Source organism: Paenibacillus sp. FSL H3-0329, from assembly GCF_037963285.1.
GTDB lineage: Bacteria > Bacillota > Bacilli > Paenibacillales > Paenibacillaceae > Paenibacillus_AQ > Paenibacillus_AQ odorifer.
This window is the reverse complement of sequence record NZ_CP150150.1, coordinates 2,482,419-2,505,607: the sequence shown is the minus strand read 5'-3', so window position 1 is coordinate 2,505,607 and position 23,189 is coordinate 2,482,419. Positions and strand designations below refer to the sequence as shown.

Here is a 23,189-nt window from a genome sequence, read left to right as displayed (position 1 = left end):
TTTTTTGTGTTAAAAAGCTTAGCTAGACACGAGTTCACAGACCAGACACACCGCGTAAATACGTTGTTACTTACCAAATCGCAATTCCAACCTTATCTTTTTCTTTAAATACTACCTTTATCATCTCCAAAGCATTTCTTACCCTAAATTCAATAAATTCTTTATCATAGTCTGTATGTAGTTCTATAGTATCTAAATTATCAAGCAAAATAAGGAATTCACTTTCCAGTTTCTCTGCATGATTCGAAACCAAATAAATTATTGTGTGGTGCAGGTACCTGCTCCTCCAAAAAATTAGTATCTACAATTATACTTCCCTTTTGAATTACACTAATTATCAAACTCATATAGTTAAAACCTCTTAATGAACATCATCAATAATAAAAAAACAAGCGATTCATTGAGATAAAAGATTAACACTTCCTCTCGATGATCGCTGGCTTTTAGTAGCTATGCATAGTCACATTTCTAGTTTTCCCATAAAACACTTATTGGCTCTAACGTTTACCCACAACGACTATACCCGCAATTGCCACAAGTCTTACAGCCCTCAATATTAATCAGCGAGGCGCTGCCGCAGGATGGGCAAAGGTCACGGGAAGCCGTAGAGTGATTATGTCCATGATGATCACCATGTCCATCTTCCGTAGCTGACGGAACGCTCGATTTTATCTCCGCATTTAACGCTTCATTGAAATCCTCCAGCTCCAAAGTTGCTGCAATCGGAGCAGGTACATGATCATCATGAGCATTGTTCAGCACATGTGATTCCAGTGCCTTAGCTACAGCGTCAGCAATGGATTCAACACGATTCGCGCCGAAGCCGATAGCTCCTGATCCGCCAATGCCTTTCAGATGTTTAATCAACAGCTCCACTTTCTCACCATGATCTCCGTAACGGAGGAACAAGGAGCAGACACGGCCTAATGCTTCTGCCATAGCAAAGACGTCAGAACCTGCTTTACCTACATTCAGGAAGATTTCAGCCGGTATTCCATCAAGGTCATTAATCGTAATATATGCCATCCCAAATGGTGTATTGATTTTATAGGTAGCGCCGCGCAGAACCTGCGGACGTTTTTTGTATTGTTTATCCGCCTCTTTTGTAGTCACTTGAGGCGCTGGACTTGCTGCTACAACACTTGTACTTGCTTCTACAGTAGTTGCAGCTTCCTCTGCCGCAACCGGAGCGGCTTCTTTAGCTGCGGTATCTTTTTTGTCTTCCTTCTTCGTGGTTTCCAGGACTTGAACATCACGGCTTCCATCGCGGTAGATCGTAACACCCTTACATCCTAGATCAAAGGCCATTTCATATAGCTCAGCCGTCTCTTCAACCGTAAAGTCAGACGGGCAGTTCGCTGTTTTGGAAATGGAGCTATCTACCCAGCGTTGGATCGCTGCTTGCGCACGGATATGATCTTTAGCTGACAGATCCATCGAAGTTACAAAGTAGTCCGGCAGCTCTTCACCTGGATGAGCTTCAAGCCACTCTTGAGCGATTGGAACAAACTGTTCATCATAGCCAAGACGACTTTGACGGAAATATTTGAAGGCAAAATAAGGCTCAATTCCCGTAGAAGTCCCCACCATTGTACCTGTACTACCTGTAGGTGCTTGTGTAATCACTGTAACGTTACGCATACCGTGTTCACGAATTGCTTCGCCAACCTCTGGATACGCTTCGACTATATTTTTCATAAAGCCGCTCATTAGATATTTCTCAGTATCAAAAGCTAGGAAGGAACCCTTCTCTCCAGCAATTTCTGCCGATGCAAGGTAGGCTTCACGAGCCATAAAGCCGTATAGCTTGTCCAGAAACTCCAACGATTCCGGGCTGCCGTAACGGATGTTCAATTTAATCATCAGCTCCGCCAATCCCATGGTTCCGAGACCCACGCGGCGTTCCTTTTTCTGATTCGCTTCATTTTCCGGGAAATGATAAGGTGTTTTATCAATTACATTGTCCAGAAAACGGACGGAATAACGTGTGGTAGTCGCAAGATCTTCCCAATCCACATCATGATTTTTCTCATCGTAGAACTTGGACAAGTTCACCGCAGACAGATTGCAGACTCCCCAGCCAGGCAGGCCTTGTTCACCACACGGATTTGTACAAATAATCGGGTTGAAATACCAGCTATTAGACATCTGGTTATAGTATTCCATGAATACGACGCCCGGCTCAGCGGATTTCCATGCCGATTCAATGATCGTACGCCACACGTCACGCGCTTTTACGGTGCGATAATGGATAACGTTTTTGCCGGCAGCTTTCCACTTGTCGAGATCTCCATCCCACATTTCGTTATATTCAGGATCGGTTGTATCCGGGAATACGAGATCCCAGTCCAGATCTTCTTTTACAGCCTTCATAAAACCATTGCTCACACATACCGAAAGGTTAGCATTAGTGACTTGGCCCATCGTTTGCTTCACGGTAATGAAGTCCTCAACATCGGGATGCCAGTCATTAATCATTAGCATGAGCGCACCACGACGGCTGCCGCCTTGCTCAATAAGCCCCGTAGTATAACTAAACAAACCGCCCCAAGATACGGAACCACTGGATGAACCATTAACCCCTCTAACAATCGCACGACGAGGACGCAATGAAGACAGGTTAATGCCCACCCCGCCACCACGGGCCATAATCTCCGTCATTTCAGACAATGTCTGCATGATGCCGCCACGGCTGTCTTTTGGAGAGGGAATCACATAACAGTTGAACAATGTTAATTCTTCACTAGCACCTGCACCAGCCGCAATACGTCCACCCGGTACAAGCTTCCAATCATCCAGGATTGAACGGAATTTGCCTGCCCATTCTGCTTGAAGCTCAGGTGTCTTCTCTACAGAAGCCATCGCTGTGGATAGACGGTCCCACATTTCCTCAGGAGTTTTTTCTATATTAAGGGTCAACTTTTCAACATCCGATTTCACAAGCTCGCCACTGCGTGTCTTTACAGTTACAATTCGACCACTGCGCTCCACAATTTCTCCGACTTCCTTAGTTGGAAACTTCGGATCATCTTTGGTCAGCACCAATACAACGTCGCCTACTTTAGCATTGTTGCTGTCTGCATCCTTCCAAGCATAACGATCCAAAAATATTTTTTCACTTAGCCCTTCAAGGCGTTGCTTACGTTCCACTTTACTCAATAAAAAAACCTCCCGCATGTGTAGTAGATATTAGTTTCCGGTCCAAGGTATGGGCCCACAACAAAAACTCCCTTACCATCCTCCGCTGCTTAACAGGTGTATGTAGGAAGCTCATCTTGTCAATAACAAATACCAGCTAAGCACTCTATAAAAAATACATATTCAAGCTTTTGTCACAATATATTGTGTGCGTCAGCTTTTAAACTATACCACATATTGTATCGAAGGTCTTATTCGAAAATAGAGTCAAGTTGCCGAATTATCGCAAACGTTGCTGCTTTTTCTCGCTCTTGCTCTCTTTTTTAAAGGCTATCGTGAAAAATAAGAGGTTATGAATTCTCTCGTTTACGAGCATACTACTCTTACGAATGGTGATATAAATCCGAGCTTGAGGAGGCTGCATTATGACGCAATTATTCCGTAATTCTCTACCCCAGCAAGGGGGAACACCCGCGCCGATACTGCCTGTTCCTCTTTCTTTTGACCGTAATTGGTTGCAAGATCTGGAGCTCAAACTGGAAAAGGGCGGCCCATGGGGAGACTACCGTTTATCTAAGCTTGCCGTACAAGGAGAGGAAACAGGTCTAGTAACGAGCTTCGATGAGCTGCAATGTATGAAGCATTTATCCGGCTTGTCCCCTCTTCCCCATCAGCTGGATACAGCGCATAAGGTTCTGTTCGAAATGTCAGGCCGCGCGATTCTTGCAGATGAGGTTGGACTTGGCAAGACCATTGAAGCAGGACTGGTGCTGAAAGAATATCTCGTTCGCGGTCTTGTCTCTAAAGTGCTTATTCTCGTACCTGCTTCTCTAGTATTGCAATGGGTTCGTGAGCTGAATGCGAAATTCGGCATCACTGCTGTCGCTCAGAAAAAAGCCTATTCTTGGGGCAACGCCATAGTCGTCGCATCGATGGATACCGCCAAACGCGATCCGCATAAGGAAATCTTGCTGGAAAATGAATACGATATGTTGATCATTGATGAAGCTCACAAGCTGAAGAATAAAAAATCGACCAATTATCTATTTGTACAGCAATTACGCAAAAAATATTGCCTGCTGCTCACCGCGACTCCCGTTCAGAATGATCTGGGCGAACTCTTTAATCTGATCACTATACTGAAGCCGGGGCAACTTGGAAATCAGGGCGATTTTGCCTCAAATTTCGTGGTTGATAAACGCCAGCCCAAGAATGAAGGTCAACTGCGGGACGAGCTTTCGAAGGTCATGATCCGCAATCGCCGTGGTGAAGGTCCAGTTAATTTCACGAAACGAAAAGTCCGTAATATTCCCTTAGTTCTCTCCCAAGAAGAGAAAGATTTGTATAACAGTGTTACTTCCTTTGTCAAAGACCAGTATCAGGAATCCGGCGGCAATCTTAGCAGCATGCTTTCTCTGGTAACCCTTCAACGTGAGGTGTGCAGCAGCCGGGATGCCGTCTTTATCACTTTAGTTAATTTGATCAAAAAGCTGCCTGCGGATTCACCAAAAAGAGACCGGATGATGGAGCTGCTACAGACCCTCCGTACCGTTAAAACAAACACTAAAGCTGAAACAACCTTAGCACTCATTCAAGAAATGAATGAAAAGGTCATCGTCTTCACGGAATATCGCGCAACTCAAGAGTATTTACTGCAGTATTTCCGTGAACATGGGCTGATGTGTGTCTCTTATTCCGGCGGCATGAACCGTGGCAAAAAAGATTGGATGATGGATCTTTTCCGCGGCCGGGCTCAAGTTATGATTGCTACGGAAGCCGGTGGTGAAGGGATAAACCTGCAATTTTGCCACCATATGATCAACTTTGATCTGCCTTGGAATCCCATGCGCGTGGAGCAGCGTATCGGCCGTGTCCACCGGTTAGGGCAAGAAAATGACGTAGTGATCTACAACTTGTCTACGCAAGGCACGATTGAAGAACATATCCTGCATCTGCTGCATGAGAAAATCAATATGTTTGAAATGGTGATTGGCGGGCTGGATGTAATCCTGGAACGTTTTGAAAAGAAGGAATCGCTGGAGAAAAGTTTATACAAAATCATGCTCGAATCCCGCTCCGACGAAGAATTGCGGCATGAGCTGGACCATATTGGTGAATCCCTCAGTGAATTGACACAGGGTATTAAAAAAGAAAGTGGGACTGCGACATGACCCTCACCGCACAGGAAGTACGCAAGCATGTGATGGACTATCTTGAAGCCACTGAATGCTCCATCATTGAGGCTTCGCCCCTTCACGTAACTGTGAAATTATCACCTAGAGCTGACAAAATGCTCACCGACCGGCCGTATTATTGGGGATTCGTGGAGCGCACAGGTGTAGATCCTGAGACCCTTTCTTTCACCTTTGTTTTTGATCCGGAAAAATACGACAGTCAAGCTGCTGTAGAGGTTCCCCCCATTGCAAATCGTAGTGCTGGCATTTTGAATCAAGTTGTCACCGGAAGCCTAACTACAGGTGTAACAAACGATGCAGAGGCCAGCGCTGACTTACTCGAACCCGCCTCCCCGGGCTCAGAAGCAGTGAATGCTCCATCTACTGACCCGGAGGAAAGTATCCTAGCCCGCTACTTCGGCATTGTGCCGGCACTCCCACGAATTGGACCCGGGATGATCCGAAGAGAGGATATTATTTACGGAAGCAAGCGATTGCAACAAATTTGGAACGCCGCTAGGGACGAAGGGAAATGCCTTTATTTATTTGAGGACCCGGGCAGCAGGCAGCGAAACACGCTTTTCTCTGCCGCTTACGAACCATGGCTTAGTGTCTGCTATAAAGTGGAGATGAGCTGCGATTTGAAACGTGAAGAACTCCATTATCTTGGCATCTCCCTAACAAAGGGAACCATCATTGATGACTTTAATGCAAAAGTTTCCACAAAAGAGATGATGCCACGCTTGCCGGAAAATGTGCATATCCAGCCTTATGAAATGACAGTAGCAGCCGCTACCGAACTATTGGAAACTCATCTAACCGCTCAGCTAGCCGAACTGGACTATACTTGGGCAGAACAGGCGCGTGAGCGGCTAAGGGTTGAGCTGGACATCATTGATGTCTATTATGGAGAGCTGTTGAAGGAGCCTGATGAAGAAAAACGCCTAGCGACACAAGAACAGTATAACCGTCGTCGCCAAGAGACCATTTGGCAATATGAGCCGCAAATCGCAGTTTCTGCGGTAACCTATGGACTGTTTCATCTGCGGAGCCTATAGAATGCGACCCTACTCGCTAAAAGCAGGCAAAAAAACAAGAGAACTTCCGCCTTCCGGCGCGACAGCAAGCAACAGCCTTTTTATAGCTTGTCCTCTACAATAAAAAGGAAGCTTATACTTTCTGATATTTCATAACAAAGAAAGGTGAACGACGCCATGAAAATAAGTGTACGGCGGAGGCTGCTTCTTGCAGGTCAAAGCTGCTTCCTCCTGCTTCTATGCATCGGACTCATCGCAACGAGCTCCGGTTCCTCTTCTGCGCTTGCCGCTTCCAGAGTAAGTGTAGTTGATTCAGTCACACAGGATTTGATACCTGTACTGCAGATGGATATCTTACCTTCACCCGGTACGGTCCAAGAATTTGCCAAGAGTACACTGAACAAGCTCGCAGCAGAAGCTCCATTTACAGCCTGGAAGGACGCAGGAATAGAATATTATCCTCTGGGTCCAGGTACTCATAGCTGGCTTGTCAACGTTATGAAAGGTGAACAGCGGATCGGTTACATGATCATTTCGGCTACGGATCAAGGTGGTTATATGCTTAGCGAATATGGAGCTGGCACTTACGGTCTCCCCTATAGTTTATTAGAACTGCGCCAATTTTTGGTGCAGGAAGGACTTATACCTTCATCTTTTACAGGCAAAATAAAACTTACAGCCTTATATGCACCACTTCTACCCGTATGGAAAATCGCCATTGACGATAAGACGATTTTTATCAATGCTTCCGTACCCCAAGTTTTACCATGGACGCTCAGTAAAGCGGAAGAAGTGCTTAAAGGGCAGCAGACAGAAACGGATGTAATCACTAACTTAACTACTGACCTGTCGCCGCTTTCTGCCTATCAAAGCGGGGGAACAGATGATCCTTATAAAAATATCATGTGGTTGACCTCCCCAAAACTGCTTGCTGTAGGCGGTGACAATATCGCCGCACTGATTCGTCCCAAGGAAAGTATCGCTTATCAAGCCGCTGGCCGAAATGATATCGTAGGGGCCCCTTTTATGATTACAGGTTATCAAAACTGGTTGCCTGCTTCGAATAAAACACAAGCAATAAACAACATGCCTACCGTTTACGCAGCATCAGGGCCAGAAGGAAGACGGTATTTGCCACTCACTGCCTTGCAGGCTATCGGAACACTGCACAAGCTGCCCGACAAAAATATCTATAACTAAAAATAACAAATAACCTTCCGCTGCCACCCTCGATTAGGCACTGGAAGGTTATTTGTTATTTGTGATATTCAATCCTTATCACTGTGGCTCCATTTGCTTCGCCAGATCGACCAACCCAGCGGAAGCATACCGAACCATTTCTGTGACCACGGCTGCTTAGTAGCCGCTCTTCGAGCATGAATGGCACGCGGATCCTCGATATAAACAACTACCTTCTCAGTGATATACTTTACAAGCTCATCGCCGCCGGAAGCCATTTGTAACACCTCCTACATTATAAGTGAATTAAGATAACCAGCGTCGTTCCATGCTCTTAGTGTGCACCAGCGAGCATATATCTAAACTCTTGTCCCGGATTGTTCGAATAGGTTTACCTATTAAAGCACAATCTAACAAAGAATCTAGGGCACGAGGTTATTCACATGCAAGGAGGAGTTCATTTGAACAATGGGAGAAATAAAGCTTATTCCAAGACAGCAGCTGCAATATGCGGCTTACGTATTACTTTAACTACAGTTGGACTTCTAATGCTGTTTGTGGGGAGTGCATATGCTTCTGCAACTCCATCCAAACCCGTAGTGAATGATGAACGTCAGCATCTCTTAAGCCACGGCCACCGTATGATCTTAATTGATGCAGGACATGGGGGGATCGACGGAGGTACTTCCTACGGCAACATTCTTGAGAAGGATATTACATTAGATATCTCACGCCGATTATTTCTGCTGCTGCGCAGCGATGGATTTGATGTTGCCTTAAATCGTAATGGAGATTATGCCCCAAGTGATGAGAACCGCTGGCTGCGCAGTAAATCCCGACATCTGCGCGATCTTGCCCAGCGTAAAGAACTGGCTGAGACATTACCAGCTACCGTAGTGGTCAGCATCCATGTTAACTGGGCACCTTCTCCTTCCAAACATGGTCCGCTTGTATTATATCGCCAAGAAGGCCGCAGCTTTATCCTTGCCCAGACCATTCAGCAACAATTAAACAGTCTCTATAATATCCGTGCTGAGACAAGACCGGGTAAGCCCTTTTATTTACTCAACAAAATAACCGCCACAACTGTAATTGTTGAGGCGGGTTTTGTAAGCAGTCCGACAGATCGCGAAAAGCTATGCACCCCTAAAGGGCAACAAGAAATTGCAGAAGCGATTGCTGGAGGCATAGTAGCTTATCTTATGGAAGTGTAGGATTCGAGTTCCAGTTCATTTCGTTTTTGACTAGATCAGAAATGCCTATAAATTCAACATCATCTTTTATTTGCTCAACACCGCTGCGGATGCCTGCGGCGGTTTCTTTTCCATATACACCAACATGACCAATGGTTACGCAGAATCGTTGATCCTTCGCCAGGTTATTTACGAGGCCCATTTGTTTCAGGACATGATTGGCTGTGTGTGTATCATCCAAAAAGATATGATTCTCTACACGCGGCAGCCCCATTCGATAAGCCATATTGCCAGCAACAGAACGGTAGTTGGTTTTACTGTCCACAAAAAACAATCCCCGCTCTTTGCACACGGATAAGATCACACCCATAATCCGTTCGTCCCCGGTAATCTTAGAGCCCATGTGGTTATTTATGCCGATAGCATAAGGCACATTATCGAGTGCTGCCTCTACTTTTTGACGGACTTCCTCATCAGACATCTTGGCCAGTACAGCTCCTGGTCCAAGCCATTTAGGATTACCTTGGCGCGGCTCCATCGGTAAGTGGAGAAGAACATCATCTCCGCGTTCATGCGCGCGTGTGGCATCCTTCACAGATGTAGGCAAAAAGGGCATGACCGCCACCGTAAGCTTAATCGGCAGTGAAAACATTTCATCCGTCCCCTTCATGTCATTGCCGAAATCGTCAATAATAATTACGACCTTATTACGTCGAGATGCCTTCTCTTCACTTGGTGTGTTTGTAGGGTTGTCTCTGGACTCGGCAGCTGAAACAGACGGTACCACGGAACCGATTAAAGTAACCATTAGAGCAGCAACAGCAATCCAAATCAGTAAATAACGTTTGAAACTTCGACTGTCCTTCATCAAGAGGAACGCCTCCTTCGTCTTAAACAATTGTTCTCATTGTTTGGTTCACGAAGGTTAAATATGTACGAGGAAGGTTCGCAATAATTTACAGTCGAGTTTTTTCTATTGTCCCCGTGCGTCTGCGGCAAGAATAGCTTCCAGCACATCCAGTGCTTGAATTTCAATTGGCATATTCCAGATGGGGCTATCCTTAGAACAGCTAGCTTCAGCTACAGTCATCAACTGATTGATATCCTTATTGGTAATCCCAAGATCTTTGAGAGTAACGGGAAGGCCGATTTTTTTGCAGAAATCAATCACCTGATCAATCTCTTCATATGGTGCTTTCTCCAGTACAAGCTGAACGATCGTAGCAAAAGCAACCTTTTCACCATGAAGAGTATTCCTGCATTCCTCATGCAGCGTCAATCCATTATGAATCGCATGCGCCGCAGCAAGTCCGCCGCTTTCAAACCCAATGCCACTTAAGTAAATATTGGCTTCAATAATGTGTTCCACCGCAGGAGAGGTAATGCCTTGCTTAACATCTTTTAATGCCGTTTCACCCTCTGCTAGAAGGGTATCCAGACAGGCACGAGCTAATGAAAGGGCTGCAATTGTGCTAGTCCCACCTGCATGGGTAATAGCCCCAGATTCTCGGCAAGCTCTTGCTTCATAAAAAGTAGACAACGCGTCACCCATTCCAGCAACAAGCAATCTTGCAGGAGCTTTGGCAATGATATCGACGTCTACGATAACCAGATCGGGATTTCTTTTTAATGGAAGATAACAGTCAAAGTCTCCTTCATCCGTATACAACACTGATAAAGCGCTGCAAGGTGCATCCGTTGAAGCCACTGTGGGTACAATAACTACCGGGAGGTTACTCATGTGGCTTACTGCTTTTGCCGTATCCAGGGTCTTGCCGCCACCAATCCCTATAATGACTTCCGCATCCTTCAAGCCAAGTGCTGCAACTATCTCATTAACCTGATTACTGCTGCACTCGCCCTTGAATTCAGTCATCACTAGTGGCATTTCGTTCATTTCAAAACTGTATGTGATCTCTTTTTTGTACACAGAGAAAATATAAGGATCAATAATGGCATAAGCTCTTGTCGCTCCAAGCTGCGAACAATAATCTCCCAGCTTACGAATTTCACCATGTCCTTGTATATATTTAGTTGGTGAGCAGATGATCTGCGTCATGGTTCACTCCTCCTTTTATTTACATTCATATTAGAAGGATTGACCACATTCAGCTATTAAAAAGATCCCTTTAGCCACCAGCTTAAATAAATCCACCATTCACACGGATCGTTTGCCCTGTAACCCACTGTGATTCCTTGCTGGCTAAGAACAACACAATGTTTGAGATATCCTCAGGCTCGCCTAAACGTCCAAAGGAATTCATATTCCCTACGGTCGCAATCTCTTCCGCTGATTTTCCTACGGTAAATAACTCCGTATTCACAGGTCCCGGTGAAACAGCATTGATAGTGATTCCTTTTCGTCCAAATTCTTTGGCCAGCTGACGAGTGATTTGTTCCACTGCTCCCTTAGTTCCTGCATAGACGCTGTAGGTCGGGAACATTTGACCCGTAACGGAAGTTGAAAAATTGATAATCCGTCCGTTATCATTCATATATTTAGCTGCTTGCTGGCAAGCAAAAAAGGTGCCTTTCACATTAATCGCAAACTGCATGTCGAAATCCTCTTCTGTCATATTTAGAATCGGCTTCGTGATCATAATACCAGCGTTATTGACGAGAATGTCGAGTTGTCCATAAGCTTCTAGTGTGGTTTGGAATAACTGTTCAAGTTCTGCCACCTGGCTGATGTCTGCCCGAATAGCGACGGCCTCTCCACCCTTTTGCTTAATACCGGTTACGACTTCCTCGGCTTTGCCGGGGTTACTCGAATAGTTAACGACCACCTTCACACCTTGTTGTGCCAAGTTCTCCGCAATCTCCCGGCCCATGCCTCTCGATGCACCTGTTACTAATGCTACTTTTCCAGCTAAATTGTGGTTCATATTTATTCCTCCTATTACTTTGTCCTTCTTGTTGGTCTGATTATAAATCGATCGATTACAAATTACAAGTGACATTTTTTAATATTTGTCATTCTAATTCGCTTTTCACATATTTTGCAACAGTCGCTCGATTCAGACTAATCCACGGGATTTATACCGCTCATTCGCTGCTAGTCGCTCGATTCAGACTAATCTACGGGATTTATACCGCTCATTCGCTGCTAGTCGCTCGATTCAGACTAATCTACGGGATTTATACCGCTCATTCGCTGCTAGTCGCTCAATTCAAACTAAACTGCGGGATTTATACCGCTCATTCGCTGCAACTCGCACAATTCAGACTAATCTACGGGATTTATACCGCTCATTCGCTGCTAGTCGCTCGATTCAGACTAATCTACGGGATTTATACCGTTCATCTGCTGCAAGTCGCTCGATTCAGCCTAATCTACGGGATTTATACCGTTCATCTGCTGCAAGTCGCTCGATTCAGCCTAATCTACGGGATTTATACCGTTCATCTGCTGCTAGTCGCTCAATTCAAACTAAACTGCGGGATTTATACCGCTCATTCGCTGCAACTCGCTCGATTCAGACTAATCTACGGGATTTATACCGTTCATCTGCTGCTAGTCGCTCAATTCAGCCTAATCTACGGGATTTATACCCCTTTAAGACACAAAAAAACCTCCTGAACATCAGAAGGTTTTAATTAGATGCTACAAAGAAATCCCGGAAAGGAGCAAATCCCAAACAGAGGCGAAATCCTGATCAATCGTAGCCGACTGCCACTCTATAGCATGTGCTGGATGATGGTACCGCGAAGTAGCATTAAAAATTGCTCTAGCCGTTACCACTGGTTCCACCACTCTATACTCTTTGGATTGTATGCCTTTTTCAATAATGCCTGCAATTTGCCCAATTAATTGATCTACGTGTAGGGTAATCATATCCACCGCTTCTAAAGTTACAGCTGCGTACATAGCAAACATTTCGGCATCATCCACAGCATAGGTGCGTTTACTACGAATCAGCGTGTCCATCCATAATCGGAGTTGCTCTTTGGCATTCCCATCAAAATGCTCTGAAATATTCTTTAAAGGCTCTGAAATATTATACTGCAACCATCTTTCGGTTACTGCTTCTCGCAAAGCAGATTTACTGGAAAAATGTCTATACAACGTACCATGACTTACTTTAAGCACCTTCGCTACATCAACAACAGAAGTCTTGTCCGGGCCAAAACGCCGGAGCACTTGTTCAGCCGCGTCCAAAATGTTTTCTTTTGATAATGGAAGATCATTCGACATATGTATTCCCCTCGCTCTATCTCTGGTGGTAATTATCATAGCATATCATGTCCAAAAACGAACTGACAATATTACCACTTTGTCATTCGTTAAATCATTATCAGTATATACTCACACCCATTTATTAAACTTAGATACACGTCTGGTGTCTAATTCTCCGTAGCCCCCTTCCTACATGAATTCGGACTGAGGAGCCCTTATTTCCGAAAATCACCGTAATTCACCATGCTATCGGACTCAAATGCAGCTATCCACCCAAATCCCCACCTTTTCGGCGTTCTTATGTGCCAATAAGAGCTATGCAGTCCGAAAAGTTAGTCAAACGCGCTGAATTGAGCAAATAGCTGCAATACGGTCCGTTATGATGAAGAAGCCCAGCATCTAGCAATCCACCTTCTGCGAACCTAACGATTTCGCCAAAAAACCTCCTTGATCTCTCAAGAAGGCGGGCAACATCATCTGCTTTTTTGCTCAATCCGATCTAGCCTTGTTCTAACAAACTTACCGACATTCGCGATCGCTTGCTGCGCCTCTGGCAGCATATAAGCTAAAAAGTGAAAGACGCTCCACATGTTCTCCCATATTTCCAGTTCTACATGAACATCCGCGGCTTGTGCTCGTTCAGACAACCTCGTTGCATCGCTTAACAATACCTCGTGGTCGCCTACTTGAACAAGTAAATCAGGTAATCCCTGCAAATCCAACCTTAAGGGAGATAATATAGGAGCTAGTTCTGTCCGAGCACCTAGATAAACATCAATTATTCGTTTATTTCCTTCTATGCTGCCTGTTGGATCAAACTCCGCTCGACTCAGATACGATTCACCATCCAAAAGGACGAGATCTGTATGCGGCGAGATAAAAAACGCACCCGCCGGCAATTCCACACCCGCATCCCGTAAAGTAATCAACGTCATCAGCGCAAGGCTGGCTCCAACAGAATCCCCTCCAAGCACGACATTCCCGGCAGAATATCCATTCGCGAGCAGCCACAGATAAGCGTCTATACAATCTTCGTTAGCAGCCGGATAAGTAAATTCTGGTGCCAAGCGATACTCAATGATTAGGATTTTCTTACCACTAGCTTTTGCAATTCGTGTAACCAAATCCCGATAAAATTCACAAGTCCCAGAAATAAAACCCCCACCATGGAAATAAAGGATCACTTCATCAGCGGGTGGAGCAGATTTCACAGGAATAATCCACTCTCCACTTACGGGCCCAATCATGACCCGCTCGACGATAACATCCGTAGGAATGGGCATGTTCGCAGCCGTCGCGGACATCTCCTGCCGTATTTGCCCGATAGACTTGCTATCCAATCGGTTGCTTTGTCGCAGATAATCTTTGATCGCTGCAAGCTGCTCTGTACTTGACTTTTCCATATCGTTAATCCCTCCTACAATTCTTTTCAACTCAGATTGTAAAGTCTGTAGGAGACTACAAGGTCAAGTTAAGAATCCATTTTTAGGATTTCGAGCGTGGACTGTACGCCTGGATGTTTATCTGTGGCTAACAAATTTTTTCTCAAATCTGCGAGGGCTGTTAGTTTTATTTCCTGTTTTGCAATTTCGCCACGAACTCGATCCATTTTCTTATCCACAACAGTTACAAAATCATCTATGCTAATGCCGCTGCTTTCAGATTTAGTGAGTGCCTTCTTGATTTCCTTTAAAGTGAAACCACACAGTTTAGCATTATGTATAAAAACAAGTCGGCTAAGCACCTCATCCGAATAAAGACGATAACCAGCTTCTGAACGTAAGGGAGTGCTAATTAATCCGAGCTCTTCATAATACCTTAACGTCTCCATATTCACATTCGCCATTTTAGCAATTTGGCCTCGCAAGTATTCTGTCATAATCAGCGCCCCCTTATAATCCCCTACATTATACCAAATTCAGAGGCAGCAGAGGACATCAAAAGGACATCAAGGGACATCAAAAGAACGTCAACAAGTAACCAAGCTCCCTTTTAAAAACTCCTTATTTACGCACAAAAAAAACGACATTTCTGCCGTTTTCTCATCAATCATTTCCCAATTTACTCACTTCACTTCGGACTGCATTTTTCTGTATAAGCGAAATCTGTCCGGCATGAATGCCTGTATGATACATAAGCCTGCCTATCGCTTCAAGCGGTGTAGATGTGCCAAAAGCCGACTCCACACTCACATGCCACGCTTCTTCCGGAAATTCCTGCATCGCAGCAGTTAGATTCTCATTGGAAACAGTCAGCAGATCAACGAGTTCATTCAATGTAGAATATGCCGCCTTGTCGCTTTGAGGATTAGGTCTTGCAAAAAAACACTCTGCGAACATAAACTCAACTTCCGCATTATGCTGAATTAATCCCCCAATCGTAGAGTTCCCTAGCTTAAGGTTAAGATCCTCTTCCGGCAATGCCTTCACCATTTTATGAAATCGCGTTTGCACCGCTTGCCAGATTGGCAACACTAAAGTGAAAGTCATAGATTATTTGCTCCCTTGTACAGTGGCTTCTTCGTCTTTTTTCTTGTCGATCACCACATGGTTGAACAGGTTCGCATCTACGTCGATGTCAAAGGCCAAACCAAAACCAACAACATAACGCCCTTGGAGAGGGGTCAATTCAAACAATGAAAAATCCAATCCACGCAGCAAATTCACCATTGCCGCCCCATGATCAGCATTAAACAATTCAAAGATCTCCTCATGCCCGTCATTCCCGATATTGCTTGAAGTGCAATTCCACCGCACACGCTCCGTTGCAAATTTATTATTCGTTGCAGACTCATCTGCAATTAGAAGCGCATCTACAAACTCGTTATTTTCCATATATCGGTAATGCTCGGCGATCTTACTAATGTAAATATAAAGTTTGCCTTCATGCTTAACAAAAGGAGCATAGCTGATAAAAGGTTTTCCTTCGTCATCTATTAAGCTCAAAATCAGATTTTTACGATTCGCAATAAATTGCAAATAGTTTTCTTTATTTTTCTCTACATCTACAGGCTTCTTCATTATAATATCCCTCCATTAATAGGTTATGTAATCTAGCCACGAATCTAGCGAACGGTACTTAGCAAATGAATACGAGGTTTCGTCTCTGCAGGAACATATTGAACTTCGGCATCCATTCGGTATATATTCCGGATCATATCGGTTGTCATAACTTCATTTGGTGTCCCATACATCGCTTTTTCACCCGCCTGCACCACAACAATACTGTCACTATAGGTAGAGGCTTGATTGAGGTCATGCAACACCATCACGACGGTCATCCCCATGTCTTGATTTAGCTCACGTACTAGCTCAAGAACTTCATGCTGATGCGAAATATCCAAGTAAGTGGTCGGTTCGTCAAGCAACATAACCAAAGGGCGCTGCGCCAAGGCCATAGCAATCCAAGCACGCTGTGATTCACCACCGGATAACGAGGAAACTGCTCGATCCTTATAATCCTTTAAATGTGTCTTTTCCAGTGCCCAGTGGACAATCTCCATATCCTCATGATTTAATTTTTCGAACCATTTTTTATGAGGATACCTTCCATAGGAGACGAGATCGATCACGGTCATATCATTAGGCGCTTGGTTCTTCTGGCTCAGCATGCACATTTTTCGAGCCACTTGTTTGGCAGTCATGGACTTTAGATCCGTACCCTCGAGTGTGACCGCACCCGTATGATATGGAATTAGTCGTGATACCGCCTTAAGTAATGTAGATTTACCTGAACCGTTTGGTCCTATAATCGAGACGATTTCACCCTTTTTTACGGAAAAAGAGAAGTTGTTAATAATGTTTTTCTGCTCATACCGAATCGAAATAGAGTCGACAGTAAACATGTTAGAACGCCTTCTTTCTCATCAGGTATAGAAAATATGGTCCACCGATCACCGCCATAAGGATACCCGCAGGAATATCTAAAGGTGCAAATAAGGTACGTCCACCTGTATCTGCTATCAACAATACCAATGCTCCAAGTCCCATACTCATCGGCAAAAGAAATTTATAGTCTGAACCCACCAACAATCGAGCCATATGTGGCACAACAAGTCCAACAAAGCCAATCATCCCTATAGCCGCTACAGAGATAGCCGCTAGAAATACTGCCAGCAAGGAAAGTAGAATACGAATTCGATCCACATTTTCACCTAAATTCGAAGCCACCTGATCGCCTAAACGTATAATATTCGCCTTGCGGATCGCGAAAAAGGATAAGATCCAGCCTGCAATGGCATACGGGAAAACCATCATCAAGGCATTGTTCCCTTTTGCAGCCAAACTGCCATTCAACCATTGGACTGCTGCCGGAAGTCTGTCGCTGTACATGATGGTCAGGAGTCCTATTAATCCCCCGCAAAGAGCATTCACAGCAACTCCTGATAAAATAATAGTGATCGGCGAAATGCCGGTTCTTCTCCACGCTAATGCATATACAATCCCTGCAGCGATTAGTCCACCAACAAAAGCCGCAATTGGAATAAACTCCGTATATTGTGGTGCTGCAAGCATAATGACAAGCACACATGCAGCCGCTCCACTCGTTACACCGGTCAATCCTGGATCAGCAAGTGGGTTGCCCATCACAGCTTGCAGCAGAGCGCCTGAAACCGCGATATTTGCCCCAATGATCATCGCCAGTAATACACGCGGCAAACGAATATCCCATATGATGGTGGCATTCACCGCTTTTGCCGCTGACCCAAAGATTGTGCTTAGGATGTCTGGTATGGGGATGTATACTGAGCCTAGTCCAATCGCAATTATGGCGGCAACGAGCGCAAGTGCTAACGTTACAATAACAATAATTCTGCTACGAGATGTATTTATCACTTGCTGTCTCCTTTAATTATTCATAGAAGTATTTTGCAATTTCGGTTAAGGCTGTCTCGGCGTTAAGGATCGAAGTAACACCGAATACGCTGTAATCTAGAATGTTGATTTTGTTGTTTGCATAAGCTGAGAGCTTTGTCCAAGTTTCATTTTTCTCTATTTCTTTTTTGAACTTATCCTCTGTCGCTCCGTGGTCGCCTGAAGCGAGTACGAGAATGATGTCTGGATCAGCGGCTACAATGTTCTCCATATTAATAGGTGAGTAAGTGTCAGTAACTTGCAATACAGAAGTTGCGATGTTATCAGCACCAAGCTTTTTCACCAAGCTACCTAAATAAGATTTCTCACTCATGACCATAAAAGAATCCGCGGTTCCGATTACGAGCAGCACGCTTGGCAGCTCTTTGCCTTCGGCTAATTGACTCAGCTCATTTTCTTTGTCCAAGATCTTAGTTAAAGCAGCATTCATTTCATCTTTTTTATTAAAATAAGTGCCTAAAACTTTGAGGCTAAGCTTTAAATCCTCGAATGATTCTGTTCTCAAATATGCTTTTTGTAGGTCGATTCCTTCTAGCGATTTGTCTAATGTGCTGCGAAGTGATTCCGCTCCCAGCAGCAAGTCTGGTTCAAGTTTTGTCACTACTTCCAGATCCGGTGCCATAGGAGATCCAATACGATCAATTGTTTCGAAATCAGCAGGGATTGGATTCGTTGAAGTAGGTACACCTACCGGTGTTATGCCGAGCAAATAAAGCATTTCTGTTAACGGTACAGAAGTTGTTACAATACGCTCCGGTACTGTAGAAGGGAATTGGCTTAAGGCTTCGTTGAACAACGTTTCATCCACACCATCATTCTCCAGACTGTACACCTTGCCGGCAGCTTCCGCTGTATTCGCTACTTCTGTTGTATTTGCTGCATTCGCTTCTTTCGATTCATTAGCAGTTGTATTCGTTACTGCTTCATTTTTTCGATTGTCCGTTGTATTAGTAGACGAACAAGCAGTCATTGCAGTAACCGCTGCAACAACCAGGAGTACTAATAATTTTTTCAAAATCTATCCCTCCGAATATGTATATTTATACGTTTCATGTAGTGATAATGATTTTCATTTTCAATCATCGATTCCTATGATAATCGTTATCAATGAGAAGTGTCAAGAATTTTATTTAAATTTTAAATAAGAAGGGATTTCATTATTGTCCGTTGAAGCGGACTAGCATTTCTAATAAAAAAAGCCACGCCCAATGGGCGTGACTTCAAATAGTGGTGTATGAAATCCAAGCGTTAGTCAGTAGCTCTCGTATTTAAAATCCCATAATGAATAAGGTCCACAAACTCATTTTCTTTATAAATATGCTGTAACAAAACGCCTTCTTTCAGCATGCCAGATTTTTGCATAACCCGTCCCGAACCAGGATTTGTAGCAAAGAATCTGGCATACACTTTGTGATAATGTTTTTCTGTAAAAGCAAAATTAATGACCGCTTTTGTTGCTTCTGTAGCATATCCATTACCCCAGTGTTCCTCACCTATCCAATATCCAAGCTCGCCGTTTCTGTGTGTCCGGTTATTTCTCAGTCCTATAGCACCATACAGCTCGTTTGTATTTTTATCAGTAATAGCGAATTCATATGAATTATCATTATTGAACTCATCTTCATGTGTTTCAATCCATGATAACGCACATTCAATGGGGTATGGATAAGGTAGAGTTAATGTACTTTTGTAAACATTATAATTATTGCAGAGCTCACTGACACGCTGTGCATCAGACAATGCAAAAGGTCTTAAAATCAATCTTTCAGTAGTAATTGTTCTCTTCTCTGGATTGTACAATGGTATCCCCCCGTTAAACTAAATATTATAAAACAAATACAAGCCAGATAAACAGAAAACTTGGCCACCACTGCTTACCCGCTTTCACAAACAGCCAGCCAAACACCAAAGAAAAAGCAGTAATATACAAGCCGCTTTGCAGACCATGTGTCAAATGACCTAATCCCCAAGTCAGCATTAAACCTATTCCGCCATAAGGAAGAGAAGGATTCTTAAACCATACTTCTCCTGCAGACTGCATTAGCGCAACCAATAGTACAACTAGTACAGCTTCCACAATGTAATATATGTTTTGAACCAAGGCAACCCATACGCCCATAAAACCATGTTCTAACTTGAAGTTTTCATATTCTCTATAAATCTGTGGAATGCTCTCCCCATTAATCCAAAATTCCAACACAGCGAACAAAAAGCTTGATATAAAAGCTACAATTAACAAAGGAATGACCTTAGAGCTCCAACGCAAAGATATTACCTTTTCAATCAACTTCCTCTTCCTGAACCAAAGTAGAAATATCATAGCTCCAACTGACCACAATATGGTGACTATGCTCCAATGAACAACTAGTACGTACCAAGGGCTGACAAAAAAGTCGTCTATATTAAACAAATCCCCCCATAACCATTGATCTAATCCCATGATGAACATATCCATTCCTAACATTAAAAATACAAGCAGTCCTAATAAAAAATATTGAATACCTGATATATTCCCTTTTTCTTTCACGAAACCTCTCACCCGCCTTATGTCCATTTTTGTACTATATTCCCAAAATTATGATGCTGAAAGTATGGCATCCCCCCATTCTGTTTGTCTGTAACAAATCACTCACTTGAATCAAAGTTAGAAAAATACATAAAAAAAAGCACGCATCGATATAAAATCGACACATGCTGTTTACTTGACCTGGCTTGTCCAAACTAGAATCTAGCCACAAAAAATTCGCGGTCTGCGGGAACGTTAAAACTTCTTATAGTAGCTCCACTCTCATCTCTTAAAGTGAGAAGATAAGGTACTGATGTTAAGGTACTAATTGTTGGGAATCTAACTACACCAAATTCGTCAAAATCAGCAGTAACTGTTGTAGTTCCAGCTCTCAATGAAGCTGACCACCCCGTAGTATCTTTAGGTGTACCCGTTGCATTTGTACCAATAGCAACAACAATAAATCTATCCAGAGTCTGTCTAATTCTACGTTTCTTTCTCGTAGGAGCTGCTTTCGCTTTTTTAGCCGCGAGAACTTTGCTAGCCATAACTGCTTTCTTGTTAACTGGTTTTTTAATAATTGCCATTTACTTCACCACTTTCTTTTTAGGATACGTTAGTAAATGCAAGAATCGTAATGTTTGACCTCTCTTTCACCTACAAATCTGAAAATGTGTTAAATCCTAGTTTCATAGTTTCGTGTCCACTAGCTCTGCAGTGCATATAATACCTTCAAGAGGTGATTCATTACTAATGAACGGTCAAAAATGGCTAGAGCAATATCATTCGAAAATGCACCATTCTTTGAGAAAAAGAGTTCAACGTTCCTATCTTCCAGCACATAAGGCAAATTCCATTCCAGTTATCATTAAATTCAAACAAAAAATAACTACAGCCCAGCTACAGTCTTTACAAAACCATTTAAAATCCCACGACCTTCCGATCAGACATCATCTTCACCTGCTCAATTCGATATCATCCAAAGTTTCAAAGAACTGCCTGAACCGGATGTGCCGCTGGGATGGTATCGAAAAAATTTATTTGGATCAAGTCAAAAAAACATCCCTTAATATAGCGACACCATCCATTGGTTCCACAGCTGCCCAAAAGAAAAAGCGGCTTACCGGAAAAGGGATTAATATTGCTATTCTTGATACAGGGGTGTATCGGCACCCTGACCTGTTTCGCCCTGTTAACCGCATAGTTGCTTTTAAAGATTTTATCAATCATAGAAAACAGCCCTATGACGATAACGGCCATGGAACTCATATCGCAGGGGATGCAGCAGGCAACGGTTGGATGAGTAAAGGAAAATACAAAAGCCCTGCTCCAGAGGCAGGGATAGTAGGTGTCAAAGTACTCGATAAAAATGGCGATGGATATGATTCCACAATCATTAAAGGAATTGAATGGTGTATTGCGAATCGGAGAAGACTTAATCTTCGTATTCTTTCGATGTCATTCGGAGGTAAGGTGAATCTTCCTTGTTCAGATGATCCACTCTGCCAAGCTGTAGAAAAAGCAATTAAAGCCGGACTGAACGTTGTAATAGCAGCTGGAAACAGCGGACCGGGACGCAGTACGATCGAATCTCCAGGGATTAGTCCTTCAGCAATTACTGTCGGTGCAGTGGATGACCGTCGCACGCTCACGCAAGCGGACGACCGAATCACTTGGTTCTCCAGTCGTGGACCCGCACCGGGAGGAAGGAAGAAACCGGATCTCGTTGCTCCAGGCGAAACGATCATCTCCCTTCGTGCCCCACGATCCAAGCTGGATCGCGAGCTTCCTTATTTGCGGATAGCTAAAGATTACTTTGTACTGTCCGGTACCAGTGTCTCAACACCTATCGTCTCGGGTGTGATCGCGCAATTACTCCAGAAGAACCCTTCTCTTACGCCTAAGCAAGTAAAATCCATACTAAAAAAGAACACGTTTCGCCTTAAACTAAGTCCTAACACAGCAGGATGCGGTGAGATCAATGCGCGGTTTTTATCGTAAATCCGCTTCTTTTTTAAAGGCAGTAATGATTGAAACCGACAATTCCTCTGTAAATATACCTGTAGGCTCTATTTCTAATAAAGCTGATTTCATATCATCTTCAAAACGTTCTAAGTTATCTCTAAATAATCGCTTAGAGGCATAAGACGTAGAATACAAATTTCCTAGAATAGAATTAACAGTCCAAGTGATGGAATAACTCGATAACACCTGTCTTTCAACATCTGTAAAACTGGATCGCTTTACAACATCCTCATGTCTTTCTTGTGGATGTCTATATGTACTGTTCCCGGCTATTCTTTCGTCACCCAACCAGCGTTTCACTACTTCATCTACCTTTTGTTGCCAAGGTAACGGTTCTTGTTGTTCATTAAAAGTATCAATTACAGCAATACCGCCGTTATCATCTAAACTGTGATAGAGAATTTCAAGAATGGATTCTCGGTCCATCCAGTGAAACGCCTTAGCCATCATGATGAGACGAAAGGAACCCCAGTCATTGGATAGTTCTTCCGCTCTCCCCTGTTGCCAGCTAACATTCTCAACCCTGTTGTACTTTGATAACAGCTTTGCTTCTTCTAGCATCTCTAGTTCAGTATCTACGCCAACAATTTTTTCGAACCAATCCGTAAACCTTTGCGCTAACTGCCCAGTACCACAACCTAAGTCTAGCAACCGGCCCTCTCCGTTAAGTGAGAATTTGTTCACTAGATATCGAATCAGTGAGGACGGATATAGCGGGCGATATCTTGTGTAATAGCTTGCAGTATCTTTGAACAGATCCGGACCATAATCATTCATAGCTGAACTCCCCCTTCTTTTTTACCAAGGACAAAATCATAGCATTTATGTAATGCAAATAAAAGGCTATCCAGAGCATTCTGGGCAGCCTTTATTTATGTGGATACAG

Annotated in this window: 24 protein-coding genes; 6 read left to right on the top strand and 18 right to left on the bottom strand. The window is 43.6% G+C overall.

What is annotated here, in order from left to right; genetic code table 11:
• Positions 1–70: 70 nt before the first annotated feature.
• Complete coding sequence (locus tag NSQ66_RS10805; RefSeq protein ID WP_076140957.1) at positions 71–253, bottom strand: hypothetical protein; 183 nt, start codon at positions 251–253, stop codon at positions 71–73.
• A gap of 251 nt (positions 254–504) precedes the next feature.
• Positions 505–3,177: an adenosylcobalamin-dependent ribonucleoside-diphosphate reductase gene (locus NSQ66_RS10800; protein ID WP_076140956.1), complete on the bottom strand. Its 2,673-nt coding sequence runs from the start codon at positions 3,175–3,177 to the stop codon at positions 505–507.
• A gap of 386 nt (positions 3,178–3,563) precedes the next feature.
• Between NSQ66_RS10800 and NSQ66_RS10795 the strand changes: the two genes are divergently transcribed.
• The 3 genes from NSQ66_RS10795 to NSQ66_RS10785 all read left to right on the top strand — a co-directional run bounded on the left by NSQ66_RS10795 (position 3,564) and on the right by NSQ66_RS10785 (position 7,549).
• On the top strand, positions 3,564–5,309 hold the full coding sequence (locus NSQ66_RS10795; protein ID WP_076129985.1) for an SNF2-related protein: 1,746 nt from the start codon (positions 3,564–3,566) through the stop codon (positions 5,307–5,309).
• Entirely contained in the window at positions 5,306–6,370 is a 1,065-nt protein-coding gene (locus tag NSQ66_RS10790) for a YqhG family protein (protein ID WP_076140954.1), read from the top strand. The genes NSQ66_RS10795 and NSQ66_RS10790 overlap by 4 nt, the downstream gene beginning before the upstream one ends.
• Before the next feature lie 144 nt (positions 6,371–6,514).
• Positions 6,515–7,549: a hypothetical protein gene (locus tag NSQ66_RS10785; RefSeq protein ID WP_339192915.1), complete on the top strand. Its 1,035-nt coding sequence runs from the start codon at positions 6,515–6,517 to the stop codon at positions 7,547–7,549.
• Between the two features lie 68 nt (positions 7,550–7,617).
• Here the strand turns inward: NSQ66_RS10785 and NSQ66_RS10780 are convergent, their stop codons facing one another.
• A complete protein-coding gene (locus tag NSQ66_RS10780; protein ID WP_036689445.1) occupies positions 7,618–7,806 on the bottom strand; it encodes a YqzE family protein in 189 nt (62 codons plus the stop codon).
• 183 nt (positions 7,807–7,989) lie between these two features.
• On the opposite strand from NSQ66_RS10780, the gene NSQ66_RS10775 reads away from it, so the two are divergent.
• Positions 7,990–8,742 (top strand): N-acetylmuramoyl-L-alanine amidase, encoded by a 753-nt coding sequence (locus NSQ66_RS10775; protein WP_235219580.1) that lies wholly within the window; start codon positions 7,990–7,992, stop codon positions 8,740–8,742.
• Here NSQ66_RS10775 and NSQ66_RS10770 read toward each other — a convergent pair.
• From NSQ66_RS10770 to NSQ66_RS10760, 3 genes are all read right to left on the bottom strand, one after another.
• Positions 8,729–9,589 (bottom strand): divergent polysaccharide deacetylase family protein, encoded by an 861-nt coding sequence (locus NSQ66_RS10770; protein ID WP_076100825.1) that lies wholly within the window; start codon positions 9,587–9,589, stop codon positions 8,729–8,731. The two genes, NSQ66_RS10775 and NSQ66_RS10770, sit on opposite strands and share 14 nt — an antisense overlap.
• Before the next feature lie 105 nt (positions 9,590–9,694).
• On the bottom strand, positions 9,695–10,780 hold the full coding sequence (locus tag NSQ66_RS10765; protein WP_076140951.1) for a glycerol dehydrogenase: 1,086 nt from the start codon (positions 10,778–10,780) through the stop codon (positions 9,695–9,697).
• A gap of 82 nt (positions 10,781–10,862) precedes the next feature.
• On the bottom strand, positions 10,863–11,606 hold the full coding sequence (locus NSQ66_RS10760) for an SDR family oxidoreductase (RefSeq protein WP_076140950.1): 744 nt from the start codon (positions 11,604–11,606) through the stop codon (positions 10,863–10,865).
• Positions 11,607–11,674: 68 nt separating this feature from the next.
• Here NSQ66_RS10760 and NSQ66_RS10755 point away from each other — a divergent pair, with 68 nt between their 5' ends.
• A complete protein-coding gene (locus NSQ66_RS10755) occupies positions 11,675–12,301 on the top strand; it encodes a hypothetical protein (RefSeq protein ID WP_339279681.1) in 627 nt (208 codons plus the stop codon).
• Between the two features lie 24 nt (positions 12,302–12,325).
• Here NSQ66_RS10755 and NSQ66_RS10750 read toward each other — a convergent pair whose 3' ends face one another.
• The 11 genes from NSQ66_RS10750 to NSQ66_RS10700 form a co-directional block, all read right to left on the bottom strand.
• Positions 12,326–12,916, bottom strand: coding sequence for a TetR family transcriptional regulator (locus NSQ66_RS10750; RefSeq protein WP_036689440.1), 591 nt, complete (start codon positions 12,914–12,916; stop codon positions 12,326–12,328).
• A gap of 455 nt (positions 12,917–13,371) precedes the next feature.
• Positions 13,372–14,301 carry an alpha/beta hydrolase gene (locus NSQ66_RS10745; protein WP_081388113.1) on the bottom strand — a complete coding sequence of 310 codons (930 nt, stop codon included), beginning with the start codon at positions 14,299–14,301 and terminating at the stop codon, positions 13,372–13,374.
• Positions 14,302–14,369: 68 nt separating this feature from the next.
• Complete coding sequence (locus tag NSQ66_RS10740) at positions 14,370–14,777, bottom strand: MerR family transcriptional regulator (RefSeq protein ID WP_051491619.1); 408 nt, start codon at positions 14,775–14,777, stop codon at positions 14,370–14,372.
• Between the two features lie 166 nt (positions 14,778–14,943).
• Positions 14,944–15,387: a DinB family protein gene (locus NSQ66_RS10735; RefSeq protein ID WP_036689438.1), complete on the bottom strand. Its 444-nt coding sequence runs from the start codon at positions 15,385–15,387 to the stop codon at positions 14,944–14,946.
• A gap of 3 nt (positions 15,388–15,390) precedes the next feature.
• Complete coding sequence (locus NSQ66_RS10730) at positions 15,391–15,918, bottom strand: pyridoxamine 5'-phosphate oxidase family protein (RefSeq protein ID WP_036689436.1); 528 nt, start codon at positions 15,916–15,918, stop codon at positions 15,391–15,393.
• A gap of 44 nt (positions 15,919–15,962) precedes the next feature.
• Positions 15,963–16,742, bottom strand: a complete 780-nt coding sequence (locus tag NSQ66_RS10725) for an ABC transporter ATP-binding protein (protein ID WP_036689433.1) — start codon at positions 16,740–16,742, stop codon at positions 15,963–15,965.
• Between the two features lies 1 nt (position 16,743).
• Positions 16,744–17,733: an iron ABC transporter permease gene (locus tag NSQ66_RS10720; protein ID WP_051491618.1), complete on the bottom strand. Its 990-nt coding sequence runs from the start codon at positions 17,731–17,733 to the stop codon at positions 16,744–16,746.
• A 16-nt stretch (positions 17,734–17,749) separates the two neighbouring features.
• Entirely contained in the window at positions 17,750–18,787 is a 1,038-nt protein-coding gene (locus NSQ66_RS10715; protein ID WP_051491617.1) for an ABC transporter substrate-binding protein, read from the bottom strand.
• A gap of 233 nt (positions 18,788–19,020) precedes the next feature.
• Positions 19,021–19,572 (bottom strand): GNAT family N-acetyltransferase, encoded by a 552-nt coding sequence (locus NSQ66_RS10710; RefSeq protein WP_076214314.1) that lies wholly within the window; start codon positions 19,570–19,572, stop codon positions 19,021–19,023.
• 25 nt (positions 19,573–19,597) lie between these two features.
• Entirely contained in the window at positions 19,598–20,299 is a 702-nt protein-coding gene (locus NSQ66_RS10705; RefSeq protein WP_076214312.1) for a hypothetical protein, read from the bottom strand.
• Positions 20,300–20,493: 194 nt separating this feature from the next.
• The gene (locus NSQ66_RS10700) at positions 20,494–20,865 is read right to left on the bottom strand and encodes a hypothetical protein (protein ID WP_051491616.1); all 372 of its coding nucleotides are present in this window, start codon (positions 20,863–20,865) and stop codon (positions 20,494–20,496) included.
• A gap of 217 nt (positions 20,866–21,082) precedes the next feature.
• On the opposite strand from NSQ66_RS10700, the gene NSQ66_RS10695 reads away from it, so the two are divergent.
• Positions 21,083–22,279 (top strand): S8 family peptidase, encoded by a 1,197-nt coding sequence (locus tag NSQ66_RS10695; protein WP_339279678.1) that lies wholly within the window; start codon positions 21,083–21,085, stop codon positions 22,277–22,279.
• Here the strand turns inward: NSQ66_RS10695 and NSQ66_RS10690 are convergent.
• Entirely contained in the window at positions 22,271–23,080 is an 810-nt protein-coding gene (locus NSQ66_RS10690; protein WP_076214309.1) for a class I SAM-dependent methyltransferase, read from the bottom strand. The two genes, NSQ66_RS10695 and NSQ66_RS10690, sit on opposite strands and share 9 nt — an antisense overlap.
• Positions 23,081–23,189: the final 109 nt, after the last annotated feature.